17 protein-coding genes and 2 pseudogenes are annotated in these 23,540 nt (G+C 62.5%); 10 read left to right on the top strand and 9 right to left on the bottom strand.

The window, feature by feature from the left end:
• Positions 1-32 precede the first annotated feature (32 nt).
• From pgm to map, 4 genes are read right to left on the bottom strand one after another with little or no spacing between them, the layout of a single operon-like run.
• Positions 33-1,694 (bottom strand): phosphoglucomutase (alpha-D-glucose-1,6-bisphosphate-dependent), encoded by a 1,662-nt coding sequence (pgm, locus tag RCH10_RS15685; RefSeq protein ID WP_323501071.1) that lies wholly within the window; start codon positions 1,692-1,694, stop codon positions 33-35.
• 13 nt (positions 1,695-1,707) lie between these two features.
• Positions 1,708-2,394, bottom strand: coding sequence for an HAD family hydrolase (locus RCH10_RS15680; RefSeq protein ID WP_323501070.1), 687 nt, complete (start codon positions 2,392-2,394; stop codon positions 1,708-1,710).
• 30 nt (positions 2,395-2,424) lie between these two features.
• Entirely contained in the window at positions 2,425-5,028 is a 2,604-nt protein-coding gene (locus RCH10_RS15675; protein WP_409053104.1) for a [protein-PII] uridylyltransferase, read from the bottom strand.
• Between the two features lie 29 nt (positions 5,029-5,057).
• The gene (gene map / locus RCH10_RS15670; protein WP_409053103.1) at positions 5,058-5,882 is read right to left on the bottom strand and encodes a type I methionyl aminopeptidase; all 825 of its coding nucleotides are present in this window, start codon (positions 5,880-5,882) and stop codon (positions 5,058-5,060) included.
• 178 nt (positions 5,883-6,060) lie between these two features.
• Here map and purL point away from each other — a divergent pair, with 178 nt between their 5' ends.
• On the top strand, positions 6,061-10,077 hold the full coding sequence (purL, locus tag RCH10_RS15665) for a phosphoribosylformylglycinamidine synthase (protein ID WP_409053102.1): 4,017 nt from the start codon (positions 6,061-6,063) through the stop codon (positions 10,075-10,077).
• Between the two features lie 75 nt (positions 10,078-10,152).
• Here the strand turns inward: purL and RCH10_RS15660 are convergent, their stop codons facing one another.
• The 5 genes from RCH10_RS15660 to RCH10_RS15640 are packed head-to-tail and all read right to left on the bottom strand — an operon-like array spanning position 10,153 to position 13,765.
• Positions 10,153-10,938, bottom strand: a complete 786-nt coding sequence (locus RCH10_RS15660) for a peptidylprolyl isomerase (RefSeq protein WP_323495912.1) — start codon at positions 10,936-10,938, stop codon at positions 10,153-10,155.
• Positions 10,939-10,963: 25 nt separating this feature from the next.
• Positions 10,964-11,233 (bottom strand): BolA family transcriptional regulator, encoded by a 270-nt coding sequence (locus RCH10_RS15655; protein ID WP_187055026.1) that lies wholly within the window; start codon positions 11,231-11,233, stop codon positions 10,964-10,966.
• Between the two features lie 14 nt (positions 11,234-11,247).
• Positions 11,248-11,787, bottom strand: coding sequence for a septation protein A (locus RCH10_RS15650; RefSeq protein ID WP_409053101.1), 540 nt, complete (start codon positions 11,785-11,787; stop codon positions 11,248-11,250).
• Positions 11,784-12,200, bottom strand: a complete 417-nt coding sequence (msrB, locus tag RCH10_RS15645; protein ID WP_409053100.1) for a peptide-methionine (R)-S-oxide reductase MsrB — start codon at positions 12,198-12,200, stop codon at positions 11,784-11,786. Before msrB ends, RCH10_RS15650 begins: the two co-directional genes overlap by 4 nt.
• The gene (locus RCH10_RS15640; protein ID WP_409053099.1) at positions 12,197-13,765 is read right to left on the bottom strand and encodes a protein adenylyltransferase SelO; all 1,569 of its coding nucleotides are present in this window, start codon (positions 13,763-13,765) and stop codon (positions 12,197-12,199) included. The genes msrB and RCH10_RS15640 overlap by 4 nt, the downstream gene beginning before the upstream one ends.
• 164 nt (positions 13,766-13,929) lie before the next feature.
• On the opposite strand from RCH10_RS15640, the gene RCH10_RS15635 reads away from it, so the two are divergent.
• The 9 genes and pseudogenes from RCH10_RS15635 to RCH10_RS15595 all read left to right on the top strand — a co-directional run bounded on the left by RCH10_RS15635 (position 13,930) and on the right by RCH10_RS15595 (position 23,492).
• A complete protein-coding gene (locus tag RCH10_RS15635) occupies positions 13,930-15,573 on the top strand; it encodes a 3-(methylthio)propionyl-CoA ligase (RefSeq protein WP_187051841.1) in 1,644 nt (547 codons plus the stop codon).
• 88 nt (positions 15,574-15,661) lie between these two features.
• Positions 15,662-15,838 (top strand): annotated as a pseudogene (locus tag RCH10_RS15630) (branched-chain amino acid ABC transporter substrate-binding protein); the annotation flags it as partial.
• Positions 15,801-15,962, top strand: a pseudogene (locus RCH10_RS15625) (branched-chain amino acid ABC transporter substrate-binding protein); the annotation flags it as partial. The pseudogenes RCH10_RS15630 and RCH10_RS15625, both read left to right, overlap by 38 nt.
• Positions 15,963-16,176: 214 nt before the next feature.
• Positions 16,177-17,406: a branched-chain amino acid ABC transporter substrate-binding protein gene (locus RCH10_RS15620; RefSeq protein WP_409053098.1), complete on the top strand. Its 1,230-nt coding sequence runs from the start codon at positions 16,177-16,179 to the stop codon at positions 17,404-17,406.
• 93 nt (positions 17,407-17,499) lie between these two features.
• Positions 17,500-18,453: a branched-chain amino acid ABC transporter permease gene (locus RCH10_RS15615; protein ID WP_409053097.1), complete on the top strand. Its 954-nt coding sequence runs from the start codon at positions 17,500-17,502 to the stop codon at positions 18,451-18,453.
• 3 nt (positions 18,454-18,456) lie between these two features.
• On the top strand, positions 18,457-19,797 hold the full coding sequence (locus tag RCH10_RS15610) for a branched-chain amino acid ABC transporter permease (RefSeq protein ID WP_409053096.1): 1,341 nt from the start codon (positions 18,457-18,459) through the stop codon (positions 19,795-19,797).
• Entirely contained in the window at positions 19,794-20,561 is a 768-nt protein-coding gene (locus tag RCH10_RS15605) for an ABC transporter ATP-binding protein (RefSeq protein WP_409053095.1), read from the top strand. The genes RCH10_RS15610 and RCH10_RS15605 overlap by 4 nt, the downstream gene beginning before the upstream one ends.
• 2 nt (positions 20,562-20,563) lie before the next feature.
• Entirely contained in the window at positions 20,564-21,259 is a 696-nt protein-coding gene (locus RCH10_RS15600) for an ABC transporter ATP-binding protein (protein ID WP_187051846.1), read from the top strand.
• A gap of 127 nt (positions 21,260-21,386) precedes the next feature.
• The gene (locus RCH10_RS15595) at positions 21,387-23,492 is read left to right on the top strand and encodes a 3-hydroxyacyl-CoA dehydrogenase NAD-binding domain-containing protein (RefSeq protein WP_409053094.1); all 2,106 of its coding nucleotides are present in this window, start codon (positions 21,387-21,389) and stop codon (positions 23,490-23,492) included.
• Positions 23,493-23,540: the final 48 nt, after the last annotated feature.

The following is a 23,540-nucleotide window of genomic DNA, read 5'->3' as shown; positions in this document are numbered from 1 at the left end:
GCAGTGTCTGCGCGGCGTCCGATTCGGTCTGTTCAGTCGCCCAGCGCCTGGTCCACCACCGTCTGCGCCTCACCCAGAATCCGCTGCAAATGCGCTTCACCCAGGAAGCTCTCGCCGTAGATCTTGTAGATGTTCTCGGTGCCCGAAGGCCGTGCCGCGAACCAGCCGTTCTCGGTCATGACCTTGACGCCGCCCAACGCTGCGCCGTTGCCCGGTGCGTTGCTCAAGACGTTCACGACTTTTTCCCCGGCCAGTTGCGTGGAGGTGATCTGCGCTGGCGACAACGTCGACAGGCGCTTCTTTTGCGCCGGCGTGGCGGCCGCATCGACTCGATCAGACACCGGCTTGCCGAGCGCGGCGGTCAACTCGGCATAGCGCTCGCCCGGGTCGCGCCCGGTCTGCGCCTTGATCTCGCCAGAGAGCAGGGCGGCGATGAGTCCGTCCTTGTCGGTCGTCCAGACCGCGCCATCGCGACGCAGAAAGGTCGCGCCGGCGCTCTCCTCGCCGCCGAAGCCGAGCGAACCGTCGACCAGTCCGTCGACGAACCACTTGAAGCCGACCGGCACCTCGTACACCTTGCGGCCCACGCTCGCAGCCACGCGGTCGATCATGCTGCTGCTGACCAGCGTCTTGCCGACGGACGCCGATGCCGACCAATGCGGGCGGTGCGTGAAGAGGTAATCGACCATCACCGCCAGGTAACTGTTCGGCTGCATCAGGCCCGACGTGCGCGTGACGATGCCGTGACGGTCGTGGTCGGTGTCGCAGGCGAAGATGATCGGAAAGCGCTCCTTGTGTTCCACCAGGCTGTGCATCGCGTAGGGCGACGACGGGTCCATGCGGATGCGCCCGTCCCAGTCGAGCGACATGAAGCGAAACCGCGGGTCGACCTCGGGGTTGAGCACTGTCAGCTTGAGCTTGTAGCGCGCGCCGATGGCCGCCCAGTAGTTGACGCCGGCACCGCCGAGCGGGTCGACGCCCATCTCGACTTCGGCACCGCGGATGGCGTCCATGTCGATCACGCTGGCGAGGTCTTCGACGTAATTGTTGAGGAAGTCATGGCGATGCGTGGTCGATGCTTTAAGCGCCTGCGCCAGCGGCATCCGCTTCACGCCGGCAAGTCCGTTGGCCAGCATCGCGTTGGCTGCAGCCTCGACCGCCGACGTGATGTCGGTGCCGGCGGGTCCCCCGTTCGGCGGGTTGTATTTGAAGCCGCCACTCTCGGGCGGATTGTGCGAGGGCGACACCACGATACCGTCGGCCAGCCCGCTGCCCGGGCCGATTTTTCGACCGCGGTTGTACACCAGGATGGCGTGCGACACGGCCGGCGTCGGCGTGTACTCGTCGTCTTTCGACAGCATCAGCTCGACGCCATTCGCGGCCAGCACTTCCACCGCACTGGCGAACGCCGGCGTCGACAGCGCATGCGTGTCGATGCCCAGAAACAAAGGGCCGTCGATGCCCTTTTGCTTCCGAAAGTCGCAGATGGCCTGCGTGATCGCCAGCACATGCCACTCGTTGAACGAGTCGTCGAAAGACGAGCCGCGATGGCCCGAAGTACCGAAGGCCACGCGCTGCGCCGCCACCGACGCATCGGGCCGGCCGCTGTAGTAGGCCGAGACGAGCCGCGGCACATTGACCAGCGAAGCGTACGGTGCCGGCTGGCCGGCGAGGGGGCTGATGTTCTGGCTCATGTCATGTCTCCGGTCATGTCTCCGGCAAAGCCGGCCACTGGTAGTCGACGAGATCGCCGATGCGCTCGACGGTGATGTCGGCAGGCGCATAGGCGGCAAGGGCTTGCGTGTCGAGCGCGTAATGGCCCTGGCGCACGAAAACGGTGGTCAGGCGCGCACCCCAAACGGCCTTCATGGCCGACAGGATGCGCAGCTTGTCGTCGATCATCACGTAGTGCCGGGCAGGGTAGGCCGCGGAGATGGCGTCCAGCATCTGCTCTTTGTGCACGTAGATCAGGACGCGGCCTTCGACGGCGTCCCAGAGCGCAGCCTGTTGCACTTTGCGCGGTTGAAAGACGACATCGCCGTCCGACACGATGGCGACAGGGCCGCGTTGCCGAAGCGCCTTCAGCGCATCCAGTGCGCCCGGATACACACGGTCGGCGAACGGATAGTCGATCAGGTAGCCGGACATCAGCAGCAAGCGCGAGTCCTTCATGCCACGCAGGCTCTCGTCGTTGCGATAGTGCTGCAGCGCGCCGAGGTAATCGACGTAGCCAAGCTCGGTCCGCAGCGTTTCCAGCGTTTCCCAGTAACGATCGGCGCTGGCCATGCCGAACGCCTCTTCGAGATGTTGCCGCAGGTCGGCAATGATCCGGTCATTGTCGAGCAGCGTGTTGTCGACATCGATGAGGTAGACGGTGTCGGTGGGCTCGGTCATCGAAATAACTCCGGAATGTTCGGTGGCTGATCAGGGCGCGAGCGCTTCGAGCAACTCGGTCTGGATGGCCAGCTGGGCGCGCTGGCCCTGCAGCTCGGGGCCGCTGATCAAAAAGCTGTCTTCCACCCGCTCGCCCAGGGTCGTAACCTTGGCGAGTTGCAGATTCAGGTGATGGTGCGCCAGCACCCGTGCCACCGAATACAACAGGCCTGCACGGTCACTCGCCGAGATGTTGAGAACCCAGCGCTGCGCCTTGTCGTCCGGCACCAGGCTGATGCGCGGGTTGATTGGAAAGCTGCGCACGCGGCGCGACACGCGCCCCTTGCTCGGCGCGGGCAGGGGTCCGGTTTCTTCGAGCGCCTTGGCGAGGCCCGTCTCGACCATGCTCATCAGGTCGCGGTAGTGCTCCGGCGCGAAGGCGGTCACGATCTGGAAGGTATCGAGCGCGTAGCCGTTGCTCGTGGTGTGGACCTTGGCGTCGATGATGCTGAACGACGACTGGTCGAAGTAGCCGCAGATGCGCACGAACAGATCGGGCTGGTCGGGCGTGTACACGACCACCTGCAGTCCCTCGCCGATGGGCGACAGCCGAGCCCGCACGATGGGCTGCGTCGACGGATCGATCGGCACCCCGCGCATCGGCACGTGACGCGACAGCTGCTTGGCATGCCAGGCAATTTCCGACGCGTCGTGCCGCATGAAGTAGCCGACGTCGAGCGTCTCCCACAGTGCCTTGTGCGACTCGAAACGCTCCGCATACAAAGCCAGTTGCACCAGGGCGTCGTGCTTGCGCGCTTCGATCTCGGCACCCGCATCCGGCATGTGGCCGCCGAGCGTACGCAGCGTGGCGCGGTACAGGTCTTCGAGCAGCTTGCCTTTCCACGCGTTCCAGACACGCGGCGAGGTGCCGCGGATGTCGGCGATGGTCAGCAGGTAGAGGCCGGTCAGGTAACGCTCGCTGCCGACACGCTTGGCGAAAGCGCCGATCACTTCCGCGTCGCTCAGGTCCTGCTTTTGCGCGACCGTGCTCATGGTCAGGTGCTCGGTCACCAGAAATTCGATGAGCTTCGTGTCTTCGCGGCCGATGTCGTGCTGCTGGCAAAAACGCCGCACGTCGCGCGCACCGAGCGTGGAGTGATCGCCGCCGCGGCCCTTGGCGATGTCGTGGTACACGGCCGCCACATAGAGCACCCACGGCTTGTCCCAGCCGGCCGCGAGCTGCGAACAAAACGGGTACTCGTGCGCGTGCTCGGCCACGAAAAAGCGCCTTACGTTTCGCAGCACCATGAGGATGTGCTGGTCGACCGTGTAGACGTGGAACAGGTCGTGCTGCATCTGCCCGACGATGCTCCGGAACACGCGCAGGTAGCGGCCCAGCACCGACGTCTGGTTCATCAGCCGCATCGCGTGCGTGATGCCGCGCGGCTCCAGCAGCATGCGCATGAAGGTGATGTGATTCACCCTGTCGTTGCGAAACTTGCTGTCCATGACGCGGCGCGCGTTGTACAGCGCCCGCAGCGTGCGCGGCGAAAGGCCATTCACTCCGATGGTCTTCTGATACAGCAGGAACGTTTCGAGAATCGCGTGCGGATCGCGCTGGTACAGGTCGTCGCTGGCGATCTCGATCAACCCGCCTTTCTCGAAGAAGCGGTCGTTGATACGGGTTGGCTGATCGGCCTGCGGCTGCAGTCGCTCGGCGATGTTGAGCAGCATGATCTGGTTCAGCTGCGTCACCGCCTTGGCCGCCCAGTAATAGCGCCGCATCAGCGCCTCGCTGGCCTTGCGCTGCGAAATGCCCTCGTAGCCGAAGGTGGCTGCCACGGCCGTCTGCAAGTCGAACACCAGCCGGTCTTCGCGCCGGTTGGCGATCACGTGAAGGCGCGCGCGAATCAGGCTGAGCAGCGCCTCGTTGCGCTTGATCTGCTGAACTTCGAAAACGGTCGCCAAGCCGCTTTTGGCGAGGTCGTCCCAGCGACTGCCGAAGCCGGCCGCCTTGGTCATCCACAGAATGGTCTGCAGGTCGCGCAGCCCTCCCGGCGATTCCTTGCAGTTGGGTTCCAGCGCGTAGGGCGTGTTGTCGTACTTTTGATGCCGATGCCGCATTTCTTGCGACTTGGCAGCGAAGAAAGCCTGCGGGTCGATGGCCGCCGTGAAGCGTTTGCGAAAGCTGGTGTAGAGCTTCTTGTCGCCGGCAATCAGCCGCGATTCGAGCAGCGACGTCTGCACCGTGACGTCTTTTTCGGCCTCACCCAAGCATTCGTCGATGGTGCGAACGCTCGACCCGATCTCGAGACCGGCATCCCAGCAGCGGCCGATAAAAGCCTCGATGCGGCCGGGGTCGATGGAGTCGGCATGGCTGGCCGGCAGCAACAACAGCACATCGACATCGGAATACGGAAAGAGCTCGCCGCGACCGAAACCGCCGACGGCTGCCAGCACCAGCTCATTGCCGAAATCAGCGTCTTGCCAGAGCATGCGCAGCGTCTCGTCGGCCAATGCCGACAGCTGGCGCAACACACCGTGCACGCTGCGGGTCGGTGCGCGGGCAAAGCGCAGCGTGTCGAACAGGGCGAGCTTGTCTGCGCGATACGACTCGCGCAGCATCCCCACGTCGATGTTCGGAGCTTCGATCACACCATGTCGGTCGAACGGGCTGTCATCGATCAGGTTTTGGTGGCGGTGACGAACGAAGGCGGCGGCGGGCTGCCGGCCGACAGGGTCAGCACCTCGTAGCCGGTTTCGGTCACCAGCACCGAATGCTCCCACTGCGCCGACAACGAATGATCGCGCGTGACGATGGTCCAGCCGTCGTACTGGCCGGCCTTGGCGTCTTCCTTGATGTCACGCCTGCCGGCGTTGATCATCGGCTCGATGGTGAAGATCATGCCGGGCTTGAGTTCTTCCATGGTGCCGGGGCGGCCATAGTGCAGCACCTGCGGTTCTTCATGAAAGTGCCGGCCGACACCGTGTCCGCAAAACTCGCGGACGATCGAGAAACCATGCCCTTCAGCGAACTTTTGAATGGCGTGCCCGACGTCTCCCAAATGCGCGCCGGGACGCACCTGCAGGATGCCGTGCCACATCGCGTCGTAGGTGATGGCGCACAGGCGCTTGGCCGCGATCGACGCGTCGCCAATCACGAACATCCGGCTGTTGTCACCGAACCAACCGTCCTTGACGACGGTGACGTCGATGTTCATGACGTCGCCCTTCTTGAGGGGCTTGTCGTTCGGGATGCCGTGGCAGACCACGTGATTGACCGAGGTACACAGCGATTTAGGGAAGGGCACGCTGCTGGCGCCCATGTAGCCGACTGTCGCGGAGGTGGTGCCTTGCTTGACCATGTACTCGGCCGCCAGGCGGTCGATTTCGTTGGTCGTGATGCCGGGCTGAATGAAGGGCGTGAGGTAGTCCAGCACCTCGGAGCCCAGCCTGCCGGCCACGCGCATCGCGGCAATGCCTTCGGCGTTGTTGTAGGTAATGCTCATGTCCGAATTATCCCATCGGCCCCCCGTTAAACTTGAAGGCTCATGCGGATGGCCCCAGTCAGCGGCCATCCGGTCTGAAGTTCTTCTTTGTTCTTCCTTTTCTCCGGTCGGTCTCCCGGCCCAGGCCATCATCGTGACGCAGTCCGTTCCCACCGCCACTTCTTTAGTGACTCCTGTCGTGACCTTGTTCGAGGGCGGGACCGCACTCAGTGACTTTCGAGCGCGCCAGTTGCTGCCCCGGCTGCAGGCCATCGAGCCGAAGATCGACGGGTTTGCCGCGCGATTCGTGCACCTGGTCGTCACCGACACCACGCCGACGGCCGCGGAGCGCGAGCATCTGGCGGCATTGCTGACCTACGGCGAGCCCTTCCTGGCGCCGAAAAGTTCCACCACGCTGGTCGTCACCCCGCGGCTCGGTACGGTCTCGCCGTGGGCTTCGAAAGCGACCGACATCGCGCATAACTGCGGGCTCGCGCTACGCCGCGTCGAGCGCGTCACGCAATACCACTTGAGTTTGAAATCACCCCTCATCGGCAAGGCGCCGGTGCTCGGCGACGAAAAGCTGGTGGCGGTCGCCGCGCTGCTGCACGACCGCATGACCGAGTCGGTGCTGCCCGGCGTCGAAGGTGCTGCCGCACTGTTCGCGGAACTGCCAGCGCAGCCAATGGTTCAGGTCGACGTGCTGGTCGGGGGCAGGGCCGCACTGGCCGCAGCCAACACGACCTTCGGCCTGGCCCTGGCCGACGACGAAATCGACTACCTGGTCGACGCCTTCACCAAGCTCGGGCGCAACCCGAGCGACGTCGAGCTGATGATGTTCGCGCAGGCCAACAGCGAGCACTGCCGCCACAAGATCTTCAATGCCGACTTCACCATCGACGGCAAGGCGCAGCCTCAAAGCCTGTTCTCGATGATTCGCCACACGGAGAAGCAGAACCCTCAGCACACGGTGGTGGCGTATTCAGACAACGCCTCGGTGATGGAAGGCTCGCACATCGAGCGCTTCATGGCCGACGCTTCCGGTAGCTACCAGAAGGACGACGCATTGCACCACGTGCTGATGAAGGTCGAGACCCACAACCATCCGACCGCCATTTCTCCATTTCCGGGCGCATCGACAGGTGCGGGCGGTGAAATCCGCGACGAGGGCGCGACCGGCCGGGGCTCCAAGCCCAAGGCCGGCCTGACCGGCTTTACCGTGTCGACGCTGTGGCCCGAGGCCGCCGCCCAGTATGGCAAGCCGGAGCACATCGCGAGCCCGCTGCAGATCATGACGGAGGGTCCGCTGGGCGGCGCCGCGTTCAATAACGAATTCGGCCGGCCCAATCTGCTCGGCTACTTCCGTGAGTACGAGCAGGCGATCGCCAGCGACGTCGACACGGTGCAACGGGGTTATCACAAGCCGATCATGATCGCCGGCGGCCTCGGCAGCATCGACGCCATCCAGACCAAGAAGATCCTGTTTCCGGCTGGCTCGCTGCTGATCCAGCTCGGCGGCCCCGGCATGCGCATCGGCATGGGCGGCAGCGCCGCGAGCTCGATGGCGACTGGCGCCAACGCGGCGCAACTCGACTTCGACTCTGTGCAGCGCGGCAATCCGGAGATCGAGCGGCGCGCGCAGGAGGTCATCAACCATTGCTGGCAGCAGGGCGCGGCCAACCCGATCCTTGCGATCCACGATGTGGGCGCCGGCGGCCTGAGCAATGCATTCCCCGAACTGAGTAACGATGCCGGCCGCGGCGCTCGCTTCGACCTGCGTGCGGTACCGCTCGAAGAGTCCGGCATGGCGCCTAAAGAAATCTGGTGCAACGAAAGCCAGGAGCGCTACGTGCTGGCGATTGCGCCGGAATCGCTCGAAGTCTTCAAGGCGTTTTGTGAACGGGAGAGGTGTCCGTTTTCGGTCGTGGGCGTGGCGACCGAGTCGCGGCAGCTGATCGTGGCCGATGAAAGCGCAGCAACCGAGCCGGTCGACATGCCTATGGACGTCCTCCTTGGCAAGCCCCCCAAAATGCACCGCGACGTCAAGTCCGTCGCCCGCCGATTCAAGCCGCTCGAACTTACCGGCGTCGACCTGCAAAAGGCCGCGATCGACGTGCTCTCGCACCCGACCGTAGCCTCGAAGCGCTTCCTCATCACCATCGGCGATCGCACCGTAGGTGGCCTCACGCACCGCGACCAGATGGTCGGTCCGTGGCAGGTGCCGGTGGCGGACTGCGCCGTCACGCTGGCCGACTACAAGGGCTTCGCGGGCGAGGCGATGAGCATGGGCGAGCGCACGCCGCTGGCCGTATACGACGCGCCGGCTTCTGGCCGCATGGCAGTCGGCGAGGCGATAACGAATCTGCTGGCGGCGCCGATCGAGTTGTCGCGCGTCAAGCTGTCTGCCAACTGGATGGCGGCGTGCGGTGAGCCTGGCGAAGACGCGGCGCTGTACGAAACCGTGAAAGCGGTGGGTCTGGAGCTGTGCCCGGCGCTCGGCGTGTCGATTCCGGTAGGCAAGGATTCGCTGTCGATGCGCACGCAGTGGACCGAACCACAAGGCCCCTCCGGTGACGGCGGCGCGAAGAAAAAGGTCACCTCGCCGGTGAGCCTGATCGTCACCGCCTTCGCCACGCTGACCGACGTGCGCGGCACGCTGACGCCGCAGCTCGATGCCATCGAACTCGACACGACGCTGGTGCTGATCGACCTCGGGCGCGGCCAACACCGCATGGCCGGCAGCATCCTTTCGCAAACGCTCGGCCAGAGCGGCGACGTGGTGCCCGACCTGGACGATCCCGCGCAGCTGGTCGCACTGGTCAACGCGGTGAACGCCTTGCGTGCCGACGGCAAGATCCTGGCGATGCACGATCGCAGCGATGGCGGGCTGTTCGCTGCCGCCTGCGAGATGGCGTTCGCAGGGCACGTGGGCGTGTCGCTCAACGTCGACATGCTGGTCACCGAAGGCGATGGCATTTCGGACAGCCGCATGGAGACGGGTGACGCGAAGAACTGGGCGACGCAAGTGAGCGCACGGCGCGAGGAGCTGACGCTCAAGGCGCTCTTCAACGAAGAGCTCGGCATGTTGCTGCAAGTGCGCACCGCCGATCGCAACGACGTCATGCAGTTGTTGCGCACGCACGGGCTCAGTGCCCACAGCCACTTCGTCGGCAAGACGCGGCCAGCCGCTGCGCCGATGGACAGCGGCAAAGGCAAGGTCGAAGTCTGGCGCGATGCCAAGTCGGTCTTCAGCGCCAGCCTGCACGACTTGCACCAGGTCTGGGATGCCGTCAGCTGGAAGATCGCCCGCGAGCGCGACAACCCCGCCTGCGCCGACGCAGAACACGCGTCAGCCGGTGATCCCCAAGACCCCGGCCTGCACCTCGAGTTACCCGCTCCCCCGGCGGGAGAGGGTTGGGGCGGGGGCGACAGCTCCGCGGCCTATTTGAAGACTCGCCCCAAAGTCGCCATCCTCCGCGAGCAAGGCGTCAACTCGCACGTCGAAATGGCCTACGCTTTCACCGAAGCCGGCTTCGAGGCGTTCGACATCCACATGACCGACCTGCAGACCGGCCGTGCCGACCTGGCGGACTTCAAGGGTGTGGTCGCGTGTGGTGGATTCAGCTACGGCGACACGCTGGGTGCAGGCATCGGCTGGGCGCGCAGCATTACCTTCAACCCGAAGCTCTCGGCGCAGTTCCAGTCGTTCTTCAGCCGTACCGACATTTTCGGACTCGGTGTGTGCAATGGCTGCCAGATGTTCGCCGAGCTGGCCGACATCATTCCCGGTGCCGAAGCCTGGCCGCGCTTCACGACGAACCAGAGCGAACGCTTTGAAGCGCGCCTGTCGATGGTCGAAGTGCTCGAATCGCCGAGCCTGTTTTTTGCCGGCATGGCGGGGGCCAAGCTGCCGATCGTGGTTTCGCATGGCGAGGGCTATGCCAACTTCAAGCACCGCGGCGACGCAGTAAAGGCCATCGCATCGATGCGCTTTGTCGACAACCACGGCCAGCCGACCGAGCAGTACCCGTCCAACCCGAACGGCAGCGCCGGTGGGTTGACGGCGGTGACGACGGCCGACGGCCGGTTCACGGCAGTGATGCCGCACCCGGAGCGGGTGTCACGCAACGTGCAAATGAGCTGGACATCGGGCGACCGAAGTGCGCTGAGCCCGTGGTCGCAACTTTGGCGCAACGCGCGCAAGTGGGTTGGGTGAACGGCCCATGAAAAAAGCGGCCCGCGGGCCGCTTTTTCTTTGTGCCGCAGTGTTCCGCGGCGCTGTTTTCGACGCTTACTCGATCTTGGCCGCGGCGCGGAGATCTTCCTGGTACTTCTGCAGGCGCTGCTGCTGCAACTGTTGCGTGATCTGCGGCTTGACTTCGTCGACCTTCGGCAACTGCGCCTGGCGCACGTCGTCGAGCCGGATGATGTGATAGCCGAACTGCGACTTGATCGGTTCCGATGTGGTCTCGCCCTTCTTGAGCTTGATCAGCGCTTCCGAGAATTCAGGAACGAAACTTCCCGGATTGGCCCAGTCGAGGTCACCGCCCTTCGCGCCCGAACCTGGGTCCTTGCTCTGCTTTTTGGCAATGTCTTCGAACTTGCCGCCCTTTTTGAGGTCCGCCATGATCTTGTCGGCCTGGTCTTTCGTTTCAACCAGGATATGCCGTGACTTGTATTCCTTGCCGCCGTTGGCCGCGACGAACTTGTCGTACTCGGCCTGCACTTCGGCATCGGTCACCGGATGTGTCTTCTTGAAGTTTTCGAACAGCTGGCGAATCATGATGGCCTGGCGCGCCAGTTCGAGCTGCGCCTTGTAGTCGTCATTGGCATCGAGCGCCTGCTTTTGCGCCTCTTGCATGAACACTTCGCGGGTGATGACTTCCTCGCGAAGTTGCGGCTGCATTTCGGGGGTGACCGGGCGGCCCGCGGCGGCAAGTTGCTGGGCAAGCATGTCCATGCGGGTTTTGGGGACTGCCTTGCCGTTGACGATGGCGGCGTTTTGCGCCAGTGCTGCAAAAGAAAACGTGCCGATCAGCACCGTGGCCGTGACGGCCTTCAGGATTTGTTTTTTCATTGGAGAAGGTGGGAAAGTGAGGACCCTAAAGGGTCTCGATGGCAATGGCGTGAAGGCCCTGTGCGATGAAATTCTCCAAGGAATGATACACAAGGCGATGGCGCGCCAAACGGGACTTTCCGTCGAACAACGGCGAAGCGATGCGCACCCTGAAATGGGTGCCGTAGCCCTCGGCGTTGGCGCCCGAGTGACCAGCATGCGAGGCGCTTTCATCGAGGACTTCGAGCGATGTGGGCTGCAAGGCTTCACGCAATGCTGCCTCCAGCGAAGCAGTGGTCGGAAGCGCAATGGTCATGGTCGTCTCGGTGTTCACGATGACTGCTCGTCCGATTTCAGATGCGGCGAAATGTAGAGGCCTTGCACGACCAAAAACGCGATCGGGAACACGTAGCCCCAAAGCTTGAAATTGACCCAAGCCTCTGTCGTGAAGTACGCCGCCACATAACCATTGATCGCCGCCATGAAGAGGCAATAGCAAATCCACGCGATGTTCAGGTGAGTCCAGATGCGGTCGGGCAATTGCAGTTGCTGGCCCAGCATCATCTGCAGAAAGTTCTTCTTTGCGACCCAGTAGGCAATGGCGAGCGCAACCGCCATGGCCGAATACAAGACCGTCGGCTTCCATTTGATAAAGCGGTCGTCGTGCAACACCAGCGTCAGCGTGCCGAACAGCAGGATCAACACCAGCGTCGCCTTCTGCATCGTCTGTAGCTTGCCCTCCCTGAAGTAGGTGATGAGCATTTGCAGCACGGTCGCGCCCATCAGCACGGCGGTCGCAGTGTAGATGTCGGCGAGCTTGTACGCGCCGAAAAACAGCAGGATAGGAAAGAAGTCGAGGACAAGCTTCATTCAGGCTTTTTCTGGAAATCCAGCGAGGCGGAATTCATGCAGTAGCGCAGGCCGGTGTCGGTCGGGCCGTCTGGAAACACGTGACCGAGATGCGCGCCGCAGTTCGCGCACACGTTTTCGGTGCGCGTCATGCCGTGCGAACGGTCGACGATGTCCTTGATCGCGCCCGGCACGGCTTCTTCGGAAAAGCTGGGCCAGCCGCAGCCGGCGTCGAACTTCTTGCCGGCTTCGAACAGCTTGGCGCCGCAACAGATGCAGTGATACGTGCCGTCGGCCCATTCGGCTTCGTACTTGCCGGTGTAGGGGCGCTCGGTGGCCGCATGGCGCGTAACCTCGAAGGCGACGGGTTCAGCGCCTTTTTCGGACAGGATGGCCTTCCATTCGGCGTCGGTTTTCTGGACGGGTGTGGTCATGAGGAGCAGCTGATTTCGATGGAGGAAGCCCAGTCGGGCGGGAAACCGGCATATTGGTCGAAGCCGGGATGTTCTTCAAATGGGGTTTCAAGCAGTCTGAGCAAGCGCTCGACGCCGCTGAAGTCTTTGCCGGCACCGGGCGAAGTGCCTTGCGCCAGTTCGATCGCCTGCTGCCCGAGGTGGTTCCGCAGCACGAACTTCGGGTTGGTCGCGAGCATCAATCGGACTGCCGCGTCGGACGCAACGCCGGTGTGGCGCTTTGAAAATGATAGCAGCCAGGCGTCGAAGCCCTCGCGATCGATGAAAAGGTCGCGCACGGGTTCAGCATTGGCCGCGGCGGCGCCTTCTACACTGGCCGCGCCGACATGGTGCGACAGGCGACGCCAGAAGATCGTCCAGTCGACTTTCTCTGCGGCCAGCAGTTTCAGCACTCCCTCGATCAGCGCGCGGTCGCCTTCAGCCGGCTCCGACAGGCCTTCGAGCCCGAGCTTGGCCCGCATCCGCGCTTCGAACGCGCTCGGAAACACCGCTTTGTACGACTCCAGTGCGGCCACCGCGACCTCCTGCTCGCCGATCAGCGGCAGAAGCGCTTGCGCCAGGCAAAACAAATTCCAGTAAGCGACGTTCGGCTGTTGGTTGAAGGCATAGCGGCCGCTGCTGTCGCTGTGGTTGCAGATGTGCTGCGGATCGAAGCCGTCGAGAAACTGAAACGGGCCGTAGTCGATCGTGAGCCCGAGGATGCTCATGTTGTCTGTGTTCATCACGCCGTGGCAAAAGCCGACCGCTTGCCATTGCGCCATCAACGCGGCTGTGCGCTCACTGACGGCCTCGAGAAAGGCGGCGTAGGCGTTGCCGCCGAATCGGTCCGTCGTCCGGCAGGCCGGATAGAAGTTGTCGATCACGAAGTCGGCCAGTGTCCGCAACTCGCCTTCTTTCTGGTTGGCAGCGAAGTGCTCGAAGTGACCGAACCGGATGAAGCTCGGCGCGACACGCGCGACCACCGCGGCAGTTTCGATTTCTTCGCGCCGCACACGGGCATCGGAGCCGGTCACGCTCAGCGCGCGCGTGGTCGCAATGCCCAGGCCATGCATCGCCTCGCTGCAGAGGAACTCGCGGATGCTCGACCGCAGCACCGCCCGACCGTCGCCCATGCGAGAGTAGGGCGTGAGGCCGGCGCCCTTCAATTGCAATTCGAATCCCGACGTTTCGGGTTTCGCAGCGGTTTCGCCGAGCAGGATCGCGCGCCCGTCCCCGAGCTGGCCAGCCCACACGCCAAACTGATGGCCGCTGTAGACGCTCGAGAGCGGCGCCATCCCGGCAAGCAGGGCGTTGCCGGTGAGCACGCCGAGGGCCGAGTCGGAGGCGAACCAGTCGGCGTCGAGCCCGAGCAACCGCGCGGTCGCGTCGCTGCGGCCAACCCAGTAAGGATCGGGCAGGGGCGTCGGCTGCAGCCGGGTGAAGAAAGCCGAGCTGAGCGCGGCGAATCGATTGTCGAAGTTCAACCCGCTGTCTGAATCGGCCAGCGGGGCAACGACAGCAAGCTCGGCAATAGAAGAAAAAGTCATTCCCCATTGTCCGGCAGTTGAAAAGGCCGCACGCGCCGCACGGACCCGAGCGTCGACATGGGGCATTCCCCCATCGGCGCGCTGCTGCACTGCGCAATACTCCCGCAACGATTTCTTTTGCTATTTTTTCGTTTTCGCTTTTCGATCTTTTAAGGAATTTCCCCATGCTGGGTTTGATGCAAGACCAACCACTTTCGATCTCGTCGCTGATCGAATTTGCCGAGCGCCACCACGGCGACGCCGAAATCGTTTCTCGTCGGGTCGAAGGCGACATTCACCGCAGCACCTGGAGCCAGATCGCATCCCGATCCCGCCAGGTCGCCAACGCGCTGGATGAAGAGCAACTGATCTTCAGCGACCGCGTCGCCACGCTGGCCTGGAACGGGTATCGCCATCTGGAGCTCTACTACGGCGTCAGCGGTACCGGCCGCGTGCTGCACACCATCAACCCGCGACTGCATCCCGACCAGATCGCCTGGATCGCCAACCACGCTGAAGACCAGATCCTGTGCTTCGACATGACCTTTCTGCCGCTGGTGCAGGCGGTGCACGCACGTTGCCCATCGATCAAGAAATACGTCGCGCTGTGCGATGCCGACAAGCTGCCCGCCGATACCGGTATCCCGAACCTGGTGAGCTATGAAGCGTGGATGGGTACCCATTCGACCGTCTACGATTGGCCGACCTTCGACGAAAACTCGGCATCGAGCATGTGCTACACGAGCGGCACCACCGGCAACCCGAAGGCAGCGCTTTACAGCCACCGCTCGACCATCCTTCACGCCTACGCTGCGGCGTTGCCCGACGTGATGTGCATCTCGGCACGCGACTCGGTATTGCCGGTAGTGCCGATGTTTCACGTCAATGCCTGGGGCATTCCGTACTCGGCGGCGCTGGTGGGTGCCAAGCTGGTGTTTCCGGGGCCGGCGATGGACGGCAAGTCGATCTTCGAACTCATCGAATCCGAAGGCGTGACCTTCGCGGCAGGCGTGCCGACGGTCTGGCAAATGATGCTCGGCCACATGCAGACCAACGAGCTGAAGTTCTCCAAACTGAACCGCACGGTGATCGGTGGTTCGGCCTGTCCGCCGGCCATGATCAAGGCCTTTCAGGACCAGTACAACGTCGAGGTGCTGCACGCCTGGGGCATGACGGAGATGAGCCCGCTCGGAACGCTGTGCACTTTGAAGAACAAGCATTTGTCGCTGCCACCCGAGGCGCAGACCCTCATCCGCATGAAGCAGGGCCGCGCGATATTCGGCGTCGACATGAAGATCGTCGACGGCGCAGGCGAGGAGCTGCCGTGGGACGGCAAGGCGTATGGCGATTTGCTGGTCAAGGGCCCGTGGATCGTCAAGGAATACTTCAAGGGCGAGGGCGGCGACCCGCTCATTCCCGACGCGCAGCACCGCGGCTGGTTCCCGACAGGCGACGTCGCGACCATCGACGCCGACGGCTACTTGCAGATCACCGACCGCAGCAAGGATGTCATCAAGTCCGGCGGCGAATGGATCAGCTCGATCGACATCGAGAACATCGCCGTCGCGCATCCAGCCATCGCGATGGCGGCCTGCGTGGGCGTGGCGCATCCGAAGTGGGACGAGCGGCCGATCGTTGTCGTGGTCAAGAAGCCTGGGGGCGAGGTCACACGCGAAGAGTTGCTGAAGTTCTATGAAGGCAAGACTGCCAAGTGGCAAATTCCCGATGACGTGGTGTTCATCGAAGCGATCCCGATCGGTGCCACCGGCAAGATCCTCAAAACAAAACTGCGTGAGCAACTCAGGGACTACAAGTTGCCATCAGCGTGATGTGACGTGATTCAAAAGGACGCTTGGGCGTCCTATTTTTCATGGCGCGTGGCTACCGGCACCTGTGGCATTTTTTCTAAGACCGTCAAAGTTCGAGGTCATCGGCATCGACAACAAGCTGAGCGCGCAAGAAACCACGAGCGCGCTGCGGTCGGCGCGAGACCAGGGTGCGCGTTACACCATGCAGGGCAACGGTTCAGGCCTGGCGCCAGAAGGACATCGTCGGCTACAAAAAGAAGATGAACGACGACATGGTGCAGACATCGATCCATCACGTCTTCGCGCTGCTCGACAACGTCTTCGCCAAGACCAGATCGACCGACCCGGTCAAGGTGGCGGCGGCGTTGGAAGGCATGAAGATCAAGAGCTTCAGCGGCGATGTCGAGATCGTCCCGGCGCTTTGTAAAGGCCTGGTGATCGGCATGCAAATGAATGTGTCGATCGGCGTTCTACCGCCCGGTAGAAATTGCTGTCGCCTGCGCGATAGAAACCGGCGGAAAACGGCCCTCGGGCAGGTGCGCTTACGGGCATTCCCTGAGCATCGAGGCAGGAAAGGCTTGTAACCTCGATTCGACTCGACAGCCAAGTAACAGGAGACACAGAATGAAGTTCGCCCTTAAATTCCTCACCGCCACCATCCTCGTGGCAAGTGCCACCGGCGCGTTCGCCCAAAAAGGCGAAACCGTCAAGATCGGCTGGCTCGATCCACTGTCAGGCTTGATGGCCGCGGTCGGCACCAACCAGCTCAAGACCTTCCAGTTCTTCGCTGAAGAGTTCAACAAGAAAAACGCAGCCGGCGTCAAGTTCGAAATCATCGGCATCGACAACAAGTTGAGCCCGCAAGAGACTACGAGCGCGTTGCGTTCGGCCATGGACCAGGGCGCGCGCTACATCGTTCAAGGCAATGGCTCCGGCCCCGCGCTGGCCATCATCGATGCACTCGAGAAGAACAACGCGCGCAACCCTGGCAAAGAGGCGCTTTACCTGAACTACGCGGCGGTCGACCCCGACCTGACCAACAGCAAGTGCAGCTATTGGCAGTATCGCTTCGACGCCGACACCTCGATGAAGATGGAGGCGCTGACCACCTACATGAAGGACCAGCCGGAAATCAAGAAGGTCTACATCATTGGCCAGAACTATTCGCACGGCCAGCAGGTCTCGAAGTTCGCCAAGGCCAACCTGAAAGACAAGCGCCCCGACATCCAGATCGTCGGCGACGACCTGCATCCACTGGCGCAGGTTCGCGACTTCGCGCCCTACATCGCCAAGATCAAGGCGTCGGGCGCTGACACGGTCATCACCGGCAACTGGGGCTCCGATCTGGCGCTGCTGATCAAAGCAGCCAACGACTCGGGCCTCAACGTCAAGTTCTACACCTACTACGCCGTGACCACCGGCACGCCGACCGCGATGGGCGCGGCATCCGACGGCAAGGTGTACCAGGTCGGCTACGCCCACTACAACATGGGCGGCGACATGCAGCGGTATGCCGCCGAATTCAAGGCGAAGTTCAACGACGACCTGTACACGTCCGATATTTACACCGTATTCGAGGCCCTGACCCAGGCCTTCGTCAAGGCCAAGTCGACCGACCCCGTCAAGGTGGCGGCTGCCATGGAAGGCATGAAGTTCAAGAGCTTCAACGGTGAAGTGGAACTGCGCAAGGCCGACCACCAGATCCAGCAGGGTCTGTACATCGCAAAATGGGAAAAGGCCAGCGCCAAGTATCCGTACAGCCCGGAAAACACGGGCTACACGCTGGCGCCGGTCAAGTACTACGAGCCCTATGTGGCCAGCACGCCGACGTCGTGCCAGATGAAGCGGCCCTGATCGCTGTCTGCTTTTAAAGTGTGTCGAGGCCCGACCTAAACCATCGGGCCTTTTTCTTTTTTCCATTTCATCCGCATGTAATTCGAGAGAACGATGAACGTCGAATTTTTCGCTATCTCGCTGCTCAATGGCGTCAGCTACGGGCTGCTGCTGTTCATGCTGAGTTCGGGCCTGACCCTGATCTTCAGCATGATGGGCGTCCTCAATTTCGCGCACACCAGCTTCTACATGCTGGGTGCGTACCTGGCCTATACCGTCTCGGGCGTGGTCGGCTTCTGGCCGGCGCTGTTTTTAGCGCCGCTGCTGGTCGGTCTGCTGGGCGCGGCTTTCGAGCGCTACAGCCTGCGGCGTGTACACAAGTTCGGCCATGTGCCCGAACTGCTCGTCACCTTCGGCCTGTCGTACCTCATCCTCGAACTGGTGCAACTCATCTGGGGCCGCTCGACGGTGCCTTACGGCCTGCCGACCCAATTGCAGGGTCCGCTTTTTTCGTTGTACGGCACGCAGTTTCCCAAGTCGCGCTCCTTCATCATGCTGGTCGCGATGCTGATGCTGGTGTCGGTCTGGCTGCTGCTCACGCGCACTCGCATCGGGCTGGTGATCCAGGCGGCACTCAAGCACCCTGAAATGGTCGAGGCGCTAGGTCACAACGTGCCGCGCATCTTCATGATGGTGTTCGGCGGCGGTGCGGCACTGGCCGGTCTCGCCGGGGTCATCGGAGGCAATACCTACGTCACTGAACCCGCAATGGCCGCATCGGTCGGATCGATCATCTTCGTGGTTGTCGTGGTCGGCGGCATGGGTTCGCTGGCGGGCGCCTTCCTGGCGTCGCTGTTGATCGGTATCGTGCAGACCTTTGCGGTGGCGATGGACGAGTCGCTCGCGACAGCGCTGCAAGCGGTTGGCGTTGCCGTGACCGAACAGACCTTCGGCTACGAACTGCTCAAGCTCACGATCTCGCAGGTGGCGCCCATCCTGCCGTACCTGTTCCTCGTGCTGATCCTGATTTTCCGGCCCAAGGGCCTTCTCGGCACCCGGGAGGATTAGCCAATGAGCACTATCGCAACCAAGCCGACGGTGAATGAGCCGGCGGCACACGAGCCCGCAATACAGCAACGGAGGCCGCTGAACGTCGGACGCATCGTCGTCTGGTCTGTCTTCGCCGTCGCGCTCATCGTCGCGCCGATGATATTCACCAGCAGCCTGGCGCTCACCATGCTGTCGCAGATCGGCTACCTCATCATCATCTGCCTGAGCTACAACATGTTGCTGGGGCAGGGCGGCATGCTGAGTTTCGGCCATGCCGTGTACGTCGGGCTCGGCTCGTTCATCGCCATCCACACGATGAATCTCGCGGCCAAGGGCTCGCTGCCGGTGCCGCTGGTGCTCATTCCCCTGGTCGGTGGCCTGGGCGGCATGTTCTTCGCCGTCTTGTTCGGCTATGTCAGCACCAAGAAGTCGGGCACCACCTTCGCGATGATCACGCTCGGCCTGGGCGAACTGGTCGCGGCCATGGCGCTGATGTTCCCGACTTTCTTCGGCGGCGAGGGCGGTATCACCACCAACCGGGTCTACGGCATGCCGCTTTTCGGCATCACCTTCGAGCGGCAGAACCAGGTGTACTACCTGATCGCGGTCTATTGCTTCATCTGCACCGGGCTGATGTTCGCCTTCACTGGCACACCGCTCGGACGCATGTTGAACGCGGTGCGCGACAACCCGGAGCGGGTCGAGTTCATCGGCTACAGCACGCAGCGGGTGCGCTACTTCTCGTTCATCATCGCGGGCTTCTTCGCCGGTATCGGCGGCGGACTGGCGGCTATCAACTTCGAGATCGTGAATGCGGCCGACAGCCTGAACGGGCTTCGTTCAGGCGGCTATCTGCTCTTCACCTTTCTGGGTGGCGCGACCTTCTTCTTCGGCCCGATGATCGGCGCCGTGCTGCTGGTGTTCGCATCTGTGCTGTTGTCCGAACTCAGCAAGGCCTGGCTTTTGTACCTGGGCCTTGTCTTTTTGCTGATGGTGATGTTCGCGCCCGGCGGCGTCGCCAGCCTGATCATGATGAACGTGCGCGTCGCGTTGTTCGGCAAGTTTCATCGCTTCTACGCGTTGTACGCCGGGCTCATCGTGACCGCGGCCGTCATGGTTGCGGGTGCGGCTGCCATTGTCGAAATGATCTATCACATGCAGTTGAACGCGGCCCTCGGCCCGACTGTTCGACTTGCGACCTTCGAGCTCGACACTTCATCGCCTAAGAGCTGGCTCATTGCTGTCGCGTTGCTGGTCGTCGGCCTGGCACTCTTCGAGGTGGTGCGGCGCCGCTACGTCAAGGTGTGGGGCAAGGCGCAGGAAGAAATCGAATTCGAAATCAAGCGTCGGGAGACGGCATGACGCACGCACTGGAACTCAAGTCGCTGACAAAGACTTTCGGCAAGACCGAAATCATTCGCGGCATTGACCTGGCCATCGACGCGGGCGACCGCATCGCCATCATCGGACCCAATGGCGCCGGCAAGTCGACGCTGTTCAACCTCATCAGCGGGCGGCTTGCGCCGACCACCGGCGAGGTGCTCCTGCACGGGCAGCGCATCGACGGCAAACAGCCTTACGAGATCAACCGTCTGGGGTTGTCGCGCAGCTTCCAGATCACCAACATATTCCCGAAACTGAGCGTGTTCGAGAACCTGCGGTGCGGCATGTTGTGGAGCCTGGGTGCCGGCTACACGTTCCTGCGCTTCCTGTCGAAAATGCACGATGCCAACGAGCGCACCGAAGAGCTGGTGCGCCAAGTGGGCCTGGAGAAAAAGCGCAATGTGCTGGCGGTGAACCTCACATACGCAGAACAGCGTGCGCTAGAGATCGGCGTGACCATCGCGGGTGGCGCCAGCGTCATCCTGCTGGACGAGCCGACCGCCGGCATGAGCAAGACCGAGACGTCTCACTTCATCGCGCTCATCAAGCAGGTGACGATTGGCAAAACCTTGCTGACGGTAGAGCACGACATGGGCGTGGTGTTCGGCCTGGCCGACAAAATTGCTGTCGTCGTGTATGGCGAGATCATCGCCTTCGACACTCCCGCCGCTGTGCGCGCCAATGCGCGTGTGCAGGAGGCGTATCTGGGCTCGTCGGTGGCCGATGCACAAGGGGGCCACTGACCATGCTGAAACTTCAAGACATCAACGCTTACTACGGCAAGAGCCACGTGCTGCACGGCGTTTCTTTCGACGTCAACGCCGGCGAAATCGTCGCGCTCCTGGGTCGCAACGGGTCGGGCCGCTCGACCACCGCCAAGGCGATCATGGGCCTGGTGCATGCCGAGGGCGGCCTGCACTGGAAAGGTCAGGACATGCTGCGCAAAAAGGCCTACGAGATTGCGCACATGGGCATCGGCTACGTGCCGGAGAACCGCGACATTTTCTCGAACCTCACGGTGCATCAAAACCTGTTGCTCGGCCAGAAGGGTTCGGGCAAGGGCAGCCGCTGGAGCTTCAACGACATGTACGAAATGTTCCCGCGCCTGAAAGAGCGGGAGCACACCGAGGCGGGCGTACTGTCGGGTGGCGAGCAGCAGATGCTTACGCTCTGCCGCACGCTGATGGGCGACCCCGATCTCATCATCATCGACGAGCCGACCGAAGGTCTGGCGCCCAAAATTGTCGAGCTCGTGGGGCAGTATCTGAAGACGCTCAAGGACAAGGGCATCTCGGTTTTGCTGATCGAACAGAAGTTGACCATCGCCATGCGCATCTCCGATCGGGTGCTGGTCATGGGCCATGGCAGCATCGTTTTCGACGGTACGCCCGACAGCCTGCGCGCAGATTCGGGCACTCGAAAAGAATGGCTCGAGGTTTAGCCTCTCGTTGATTTGTCCCCGCAGCGACTGAAGCCGATTGCCGGGCGTTCGTAAACGCCTAAAATTTCAAGGAAAAGAACACTCGTGCTTTTTTCTCCAGTTTTTATTCCCACCTAAGGAACGCGCCATGACGGCTGAATACAAAGTGATCGGCGATGTCGCCGTGATCACCCTGACCAACCCTCCGGTCAACGGTCTCGGCTTCGCAACGCGCATAGGCATCACCGATGGCCTCGCCAAGGCAAACGGCGACCCGGCCGTCAAGTCGATCGTGCTCACCGGCGCCGGCAAGGCGTTCTCCGGCGGTGCCGACATCAAGGAGTTCGGCACGCCCAAGGCGCTGCAAGAACCCAATCTGCTGAGCGTGATCCTCTCGCTCGAAGCCTCGGCCAAACCCATCGTCGCGGCGATTCACTCGGTCTGCATGGGCGGCGGGCTCGAACTGGCACTCGGTTGCCACTACCGCATTGCGGCGCCCGGCACCAGCGTGGCGCTGCCTGAAGTCAAGCTCGGCCTGATTCCCGGCGCTGGCGGCACGCAGCGCCTGCCGCGCGTGCTCGGCGTCGAGACCGCACTCAACATGATCGTCAGCGGTGAAGCCGTCAAGAGCGAAGTGCTGGCGAGCCTGCCGGGCCAGAAACTGTTCGACAAGCTCGCGTCGTCGCCTGAATCGCTGATGGACGAGGCCGTCGAGTTAGCCAAGTCGGTCGCCGGCAAGACCGGTGACGCGCTGCCGCTGGTACGGAATCTGCCATGCAAGCATCCGCAAGGCGACGCCTACTTCCAGTTCGCGAAAAATATGGTCGCCGGCATGTCGAAGAACTACCCGGCGCCGCTCAAGTGCGTCGAGGCCGTGCAGGCCGCGACGACCATGAAGTTCGACGCGGGAATGCTTGAAGAGCGCCGCGTGTTCACCGCGCTGATGTTCACTCCCGAGTCGCTGGCATTGCGCCACCTCTTCGTGGCCGAGCGTGCCGCCAGCAAGATCCCTGATGTGGCTGACGACACGCCTCAGCGCGCGGTCAAGTCGGTCGGCGTCATCGGTGCCGGCACCATGGGCGGCGGCATCTCGATGAACTTCTTGAACGCGGGCGTGCCGGTCAAGATCCTCGAAATGAAGCAGGACGCACTCGACCGCGGTATCGCCACCATCAAGAAGAACTACGAATCGCAGGTCAAGAAGGGCAAGCTCAAGCAAGACAAGTACGACCAGCGCATGGCGATGCTCAGCACCACCTTGAGCTACGACGACCTGAAAGACTGCGACCTCATCATCGAAGCCGTGTTTGAAGAACTCGGCGTGAAAGAAGCGGTGTTCAAAGAACTCGATCGCGTCGCCAAGCCTGGCGCCATTCTCGCGTCGAACACTTCCACGCTCGACGTCGACAAGATCGCAGCCTTCACCAAGCGCCCGCAGGACGTGGTCGGCATGCACTTCTTCAGCCCGGCCAACGTGATGAAGCTGCTCGAGGTCGTTCGCGGCAAGGACACCGCCAAAGACGTACTCGCTACGGTGATGGGCGTCGCGAAGAAGATCAAGAAGACCGCAGTGGTGTCCGGCGTCTGCGACGGCTTCATCGGCAACCGCATGATCGAGCAGTACAGCCGCCAGGCCGGTTTCCTGATCGACGAAGGCGCGACGCCGCAACAGGTCGACAAGGCGGTCGAGAAGTTCGGCTTTGCCATGGGCCCGTTCCGCATGGGCGACCTGGCCGGCAACGACATCGGCTGGGCGATTCGCAAGCGCCGCGCCACCGAGCGCGCCGACATGAAGTACAGCCGCACCGCAGACAAGCTGTGCGAGCTCGGTCGCTTCGGCCAGAAGACCGGGGCAGGGTGGTACGACTACCAGGCCGGCAAGCGCGATGCCATTCCGAGCAAGCTCGTGCTGGACATGATCGAGCAACACCGCAAGGACGAAGGCATCACACCTCGCAAGATCTCGGACGACGAGATCGTGCAGCGTCTGGTGTATGCGCTGGTCAACGAAGGTGCGCACATTCTCGAGGACGGCATCGCCAGCAAGTCCGGCGACATCGACATGGTCTACCTCACCGGCTATGGCTTCCCGATCTTCCGAGGTGGCCCGATGCACTACGCCAGCCAGGTCGGCCTGTTCAACGTGTCGGAATCGATGAAGCGTTTTGCCAAGAACCCGCTCGACGACGCGAGCTTTTGGCAGCCGGCGCCGTTGATCCAGAAGCTAGTGGCTGAAGGCAAGAGCTTCAGTTGAGCGTGCCCGAGCCGGACTGCCGACGTCACCGTCACCCCGACAGCGCAC

The organism is Variovorax sp. GrIS 2.14, from assembly GCF_046115955.1.
Taxonomy (GTDB): Bacteria; Pseudomonadota; Gammaproteobacteria; order Burkholderiales; family Burkholderiaceae_C; genus Variovorax.
This window is presented reverse-complemented; position numbering and strand designations above follow the sequence as displayed.

What these genes read in the sequence shown, in the direction of transcription:
- pgm (WP_323501071.1), bottom strand. Translation starts at nt 1,694, where the DNA reads ATGAGCCAGAACATCAGCCCCCTCGCCGGCCAGCCGGCACCGTACGCT.
- RCH10_RS15680 (WP_323501070.1), bottom strand. Translation starts at nt 2,394, where the DNA reads ATGACCGAGCCCACCGACACCGTCTACCTCATCGATGTCGACAACACG.
- map (WP_409053103.1), bottom strand. Translation starts at nt 5,882, where the DNA reads ATGAGCATTACCTACAACAACGCCGAAGGCATTGCCGCGATGCGCGTG.
- RCH10_RS15660 (WP_323495912.1), bottom strand. Translation starts at nt 10,938, where the DNA reads ATGAAAAAACAAATCCTGAAGGCCGTCACGGCCACGGTGCTGATCGGC.
- RCH10_RS15655 (WP_187055026.1), bottom strand. Translation starts at nt 11,233, where the DNA reads ATGACCATTGCGCTTCCGACCACTGCTTCGCTGGAGGCAGCATTGCGT.
- RCH10_RS15650 (WP_409053101.1), bottom strand. Translation starts at nt 11,787, where the DNA reads ATGAAGCTTGTCCTCGACTTCTTTCCTATCCTGCTGTTTTTCGGCGCG.
- msrB (WP_409053100.1), bottom strand. Translation starts at nt 12,200, where the DNA reads ATGACCACACCCGTCCAGAAAACCGACGCCGAATGGAAGGCCATCCTG.
- RCH10_RS15640 (WP_409053099.1), bottom strand. Translation starts at nt 13,765, where the DNA reads ATGACTTTTTCTTCTATTGCCGAGCTTGCTGTCGTTGCCCCGCTGGCC.
- RCH10_RS15635 (WP_187051841.1), top strand. Translation starts at nt 13,930, where the DNA reads ATGCTGGGTTTGATGCAAGACCAACCACTTTCGATCTCGTCGCTGATC.
- RCH10_RS15620 (WP_409053098.1), top strand. Translation starts at nt 16,177, where the DNA reads ATGAAGTTCGCCCTTAAATTCCTCACCGCCACCATCCTCGTGGCAAGT.
- RCH10_RS15615 (WP_409053097.1), top strand. Translation starts at nt 17,500, where the DNA reads ATGAACGTCGAATTTTTCGCTATCTCGCTGCTCAATGGCGTCAGCTAC.
- RCH10_RS15610 (WP_409053096.1), top strand. Translation starts at nt 18,457, where the DNA reads ATGAGCACTATCGCAACCAAGCCGACGGTGAATGAGCCGGCGGCACAC.
- RCH10_RS15605 (WP_409053095.1), top strand. Translation starts at nt 19,794, where the DNA reads ATGACGCACGCACTGGAACTCAAGTCGCTGACAAAGACTTTCGGCAAG.
- RCH10_RS15600 (WP_187051846.1), top strand. Translation starts at nt 20,564, where the DNA reads ATGCTGAAACTTCAAGACATCAACGCTTACTACGGCAAGAGCCACGTG.
- RCH10_RS15595 (WP_409053094.1), top strand. Translation starts at nt 21,387, where the DNA reads ATGACGGCTGAATACAAAGTGATCGGCGATGTCGCCGTGATCACCCTG.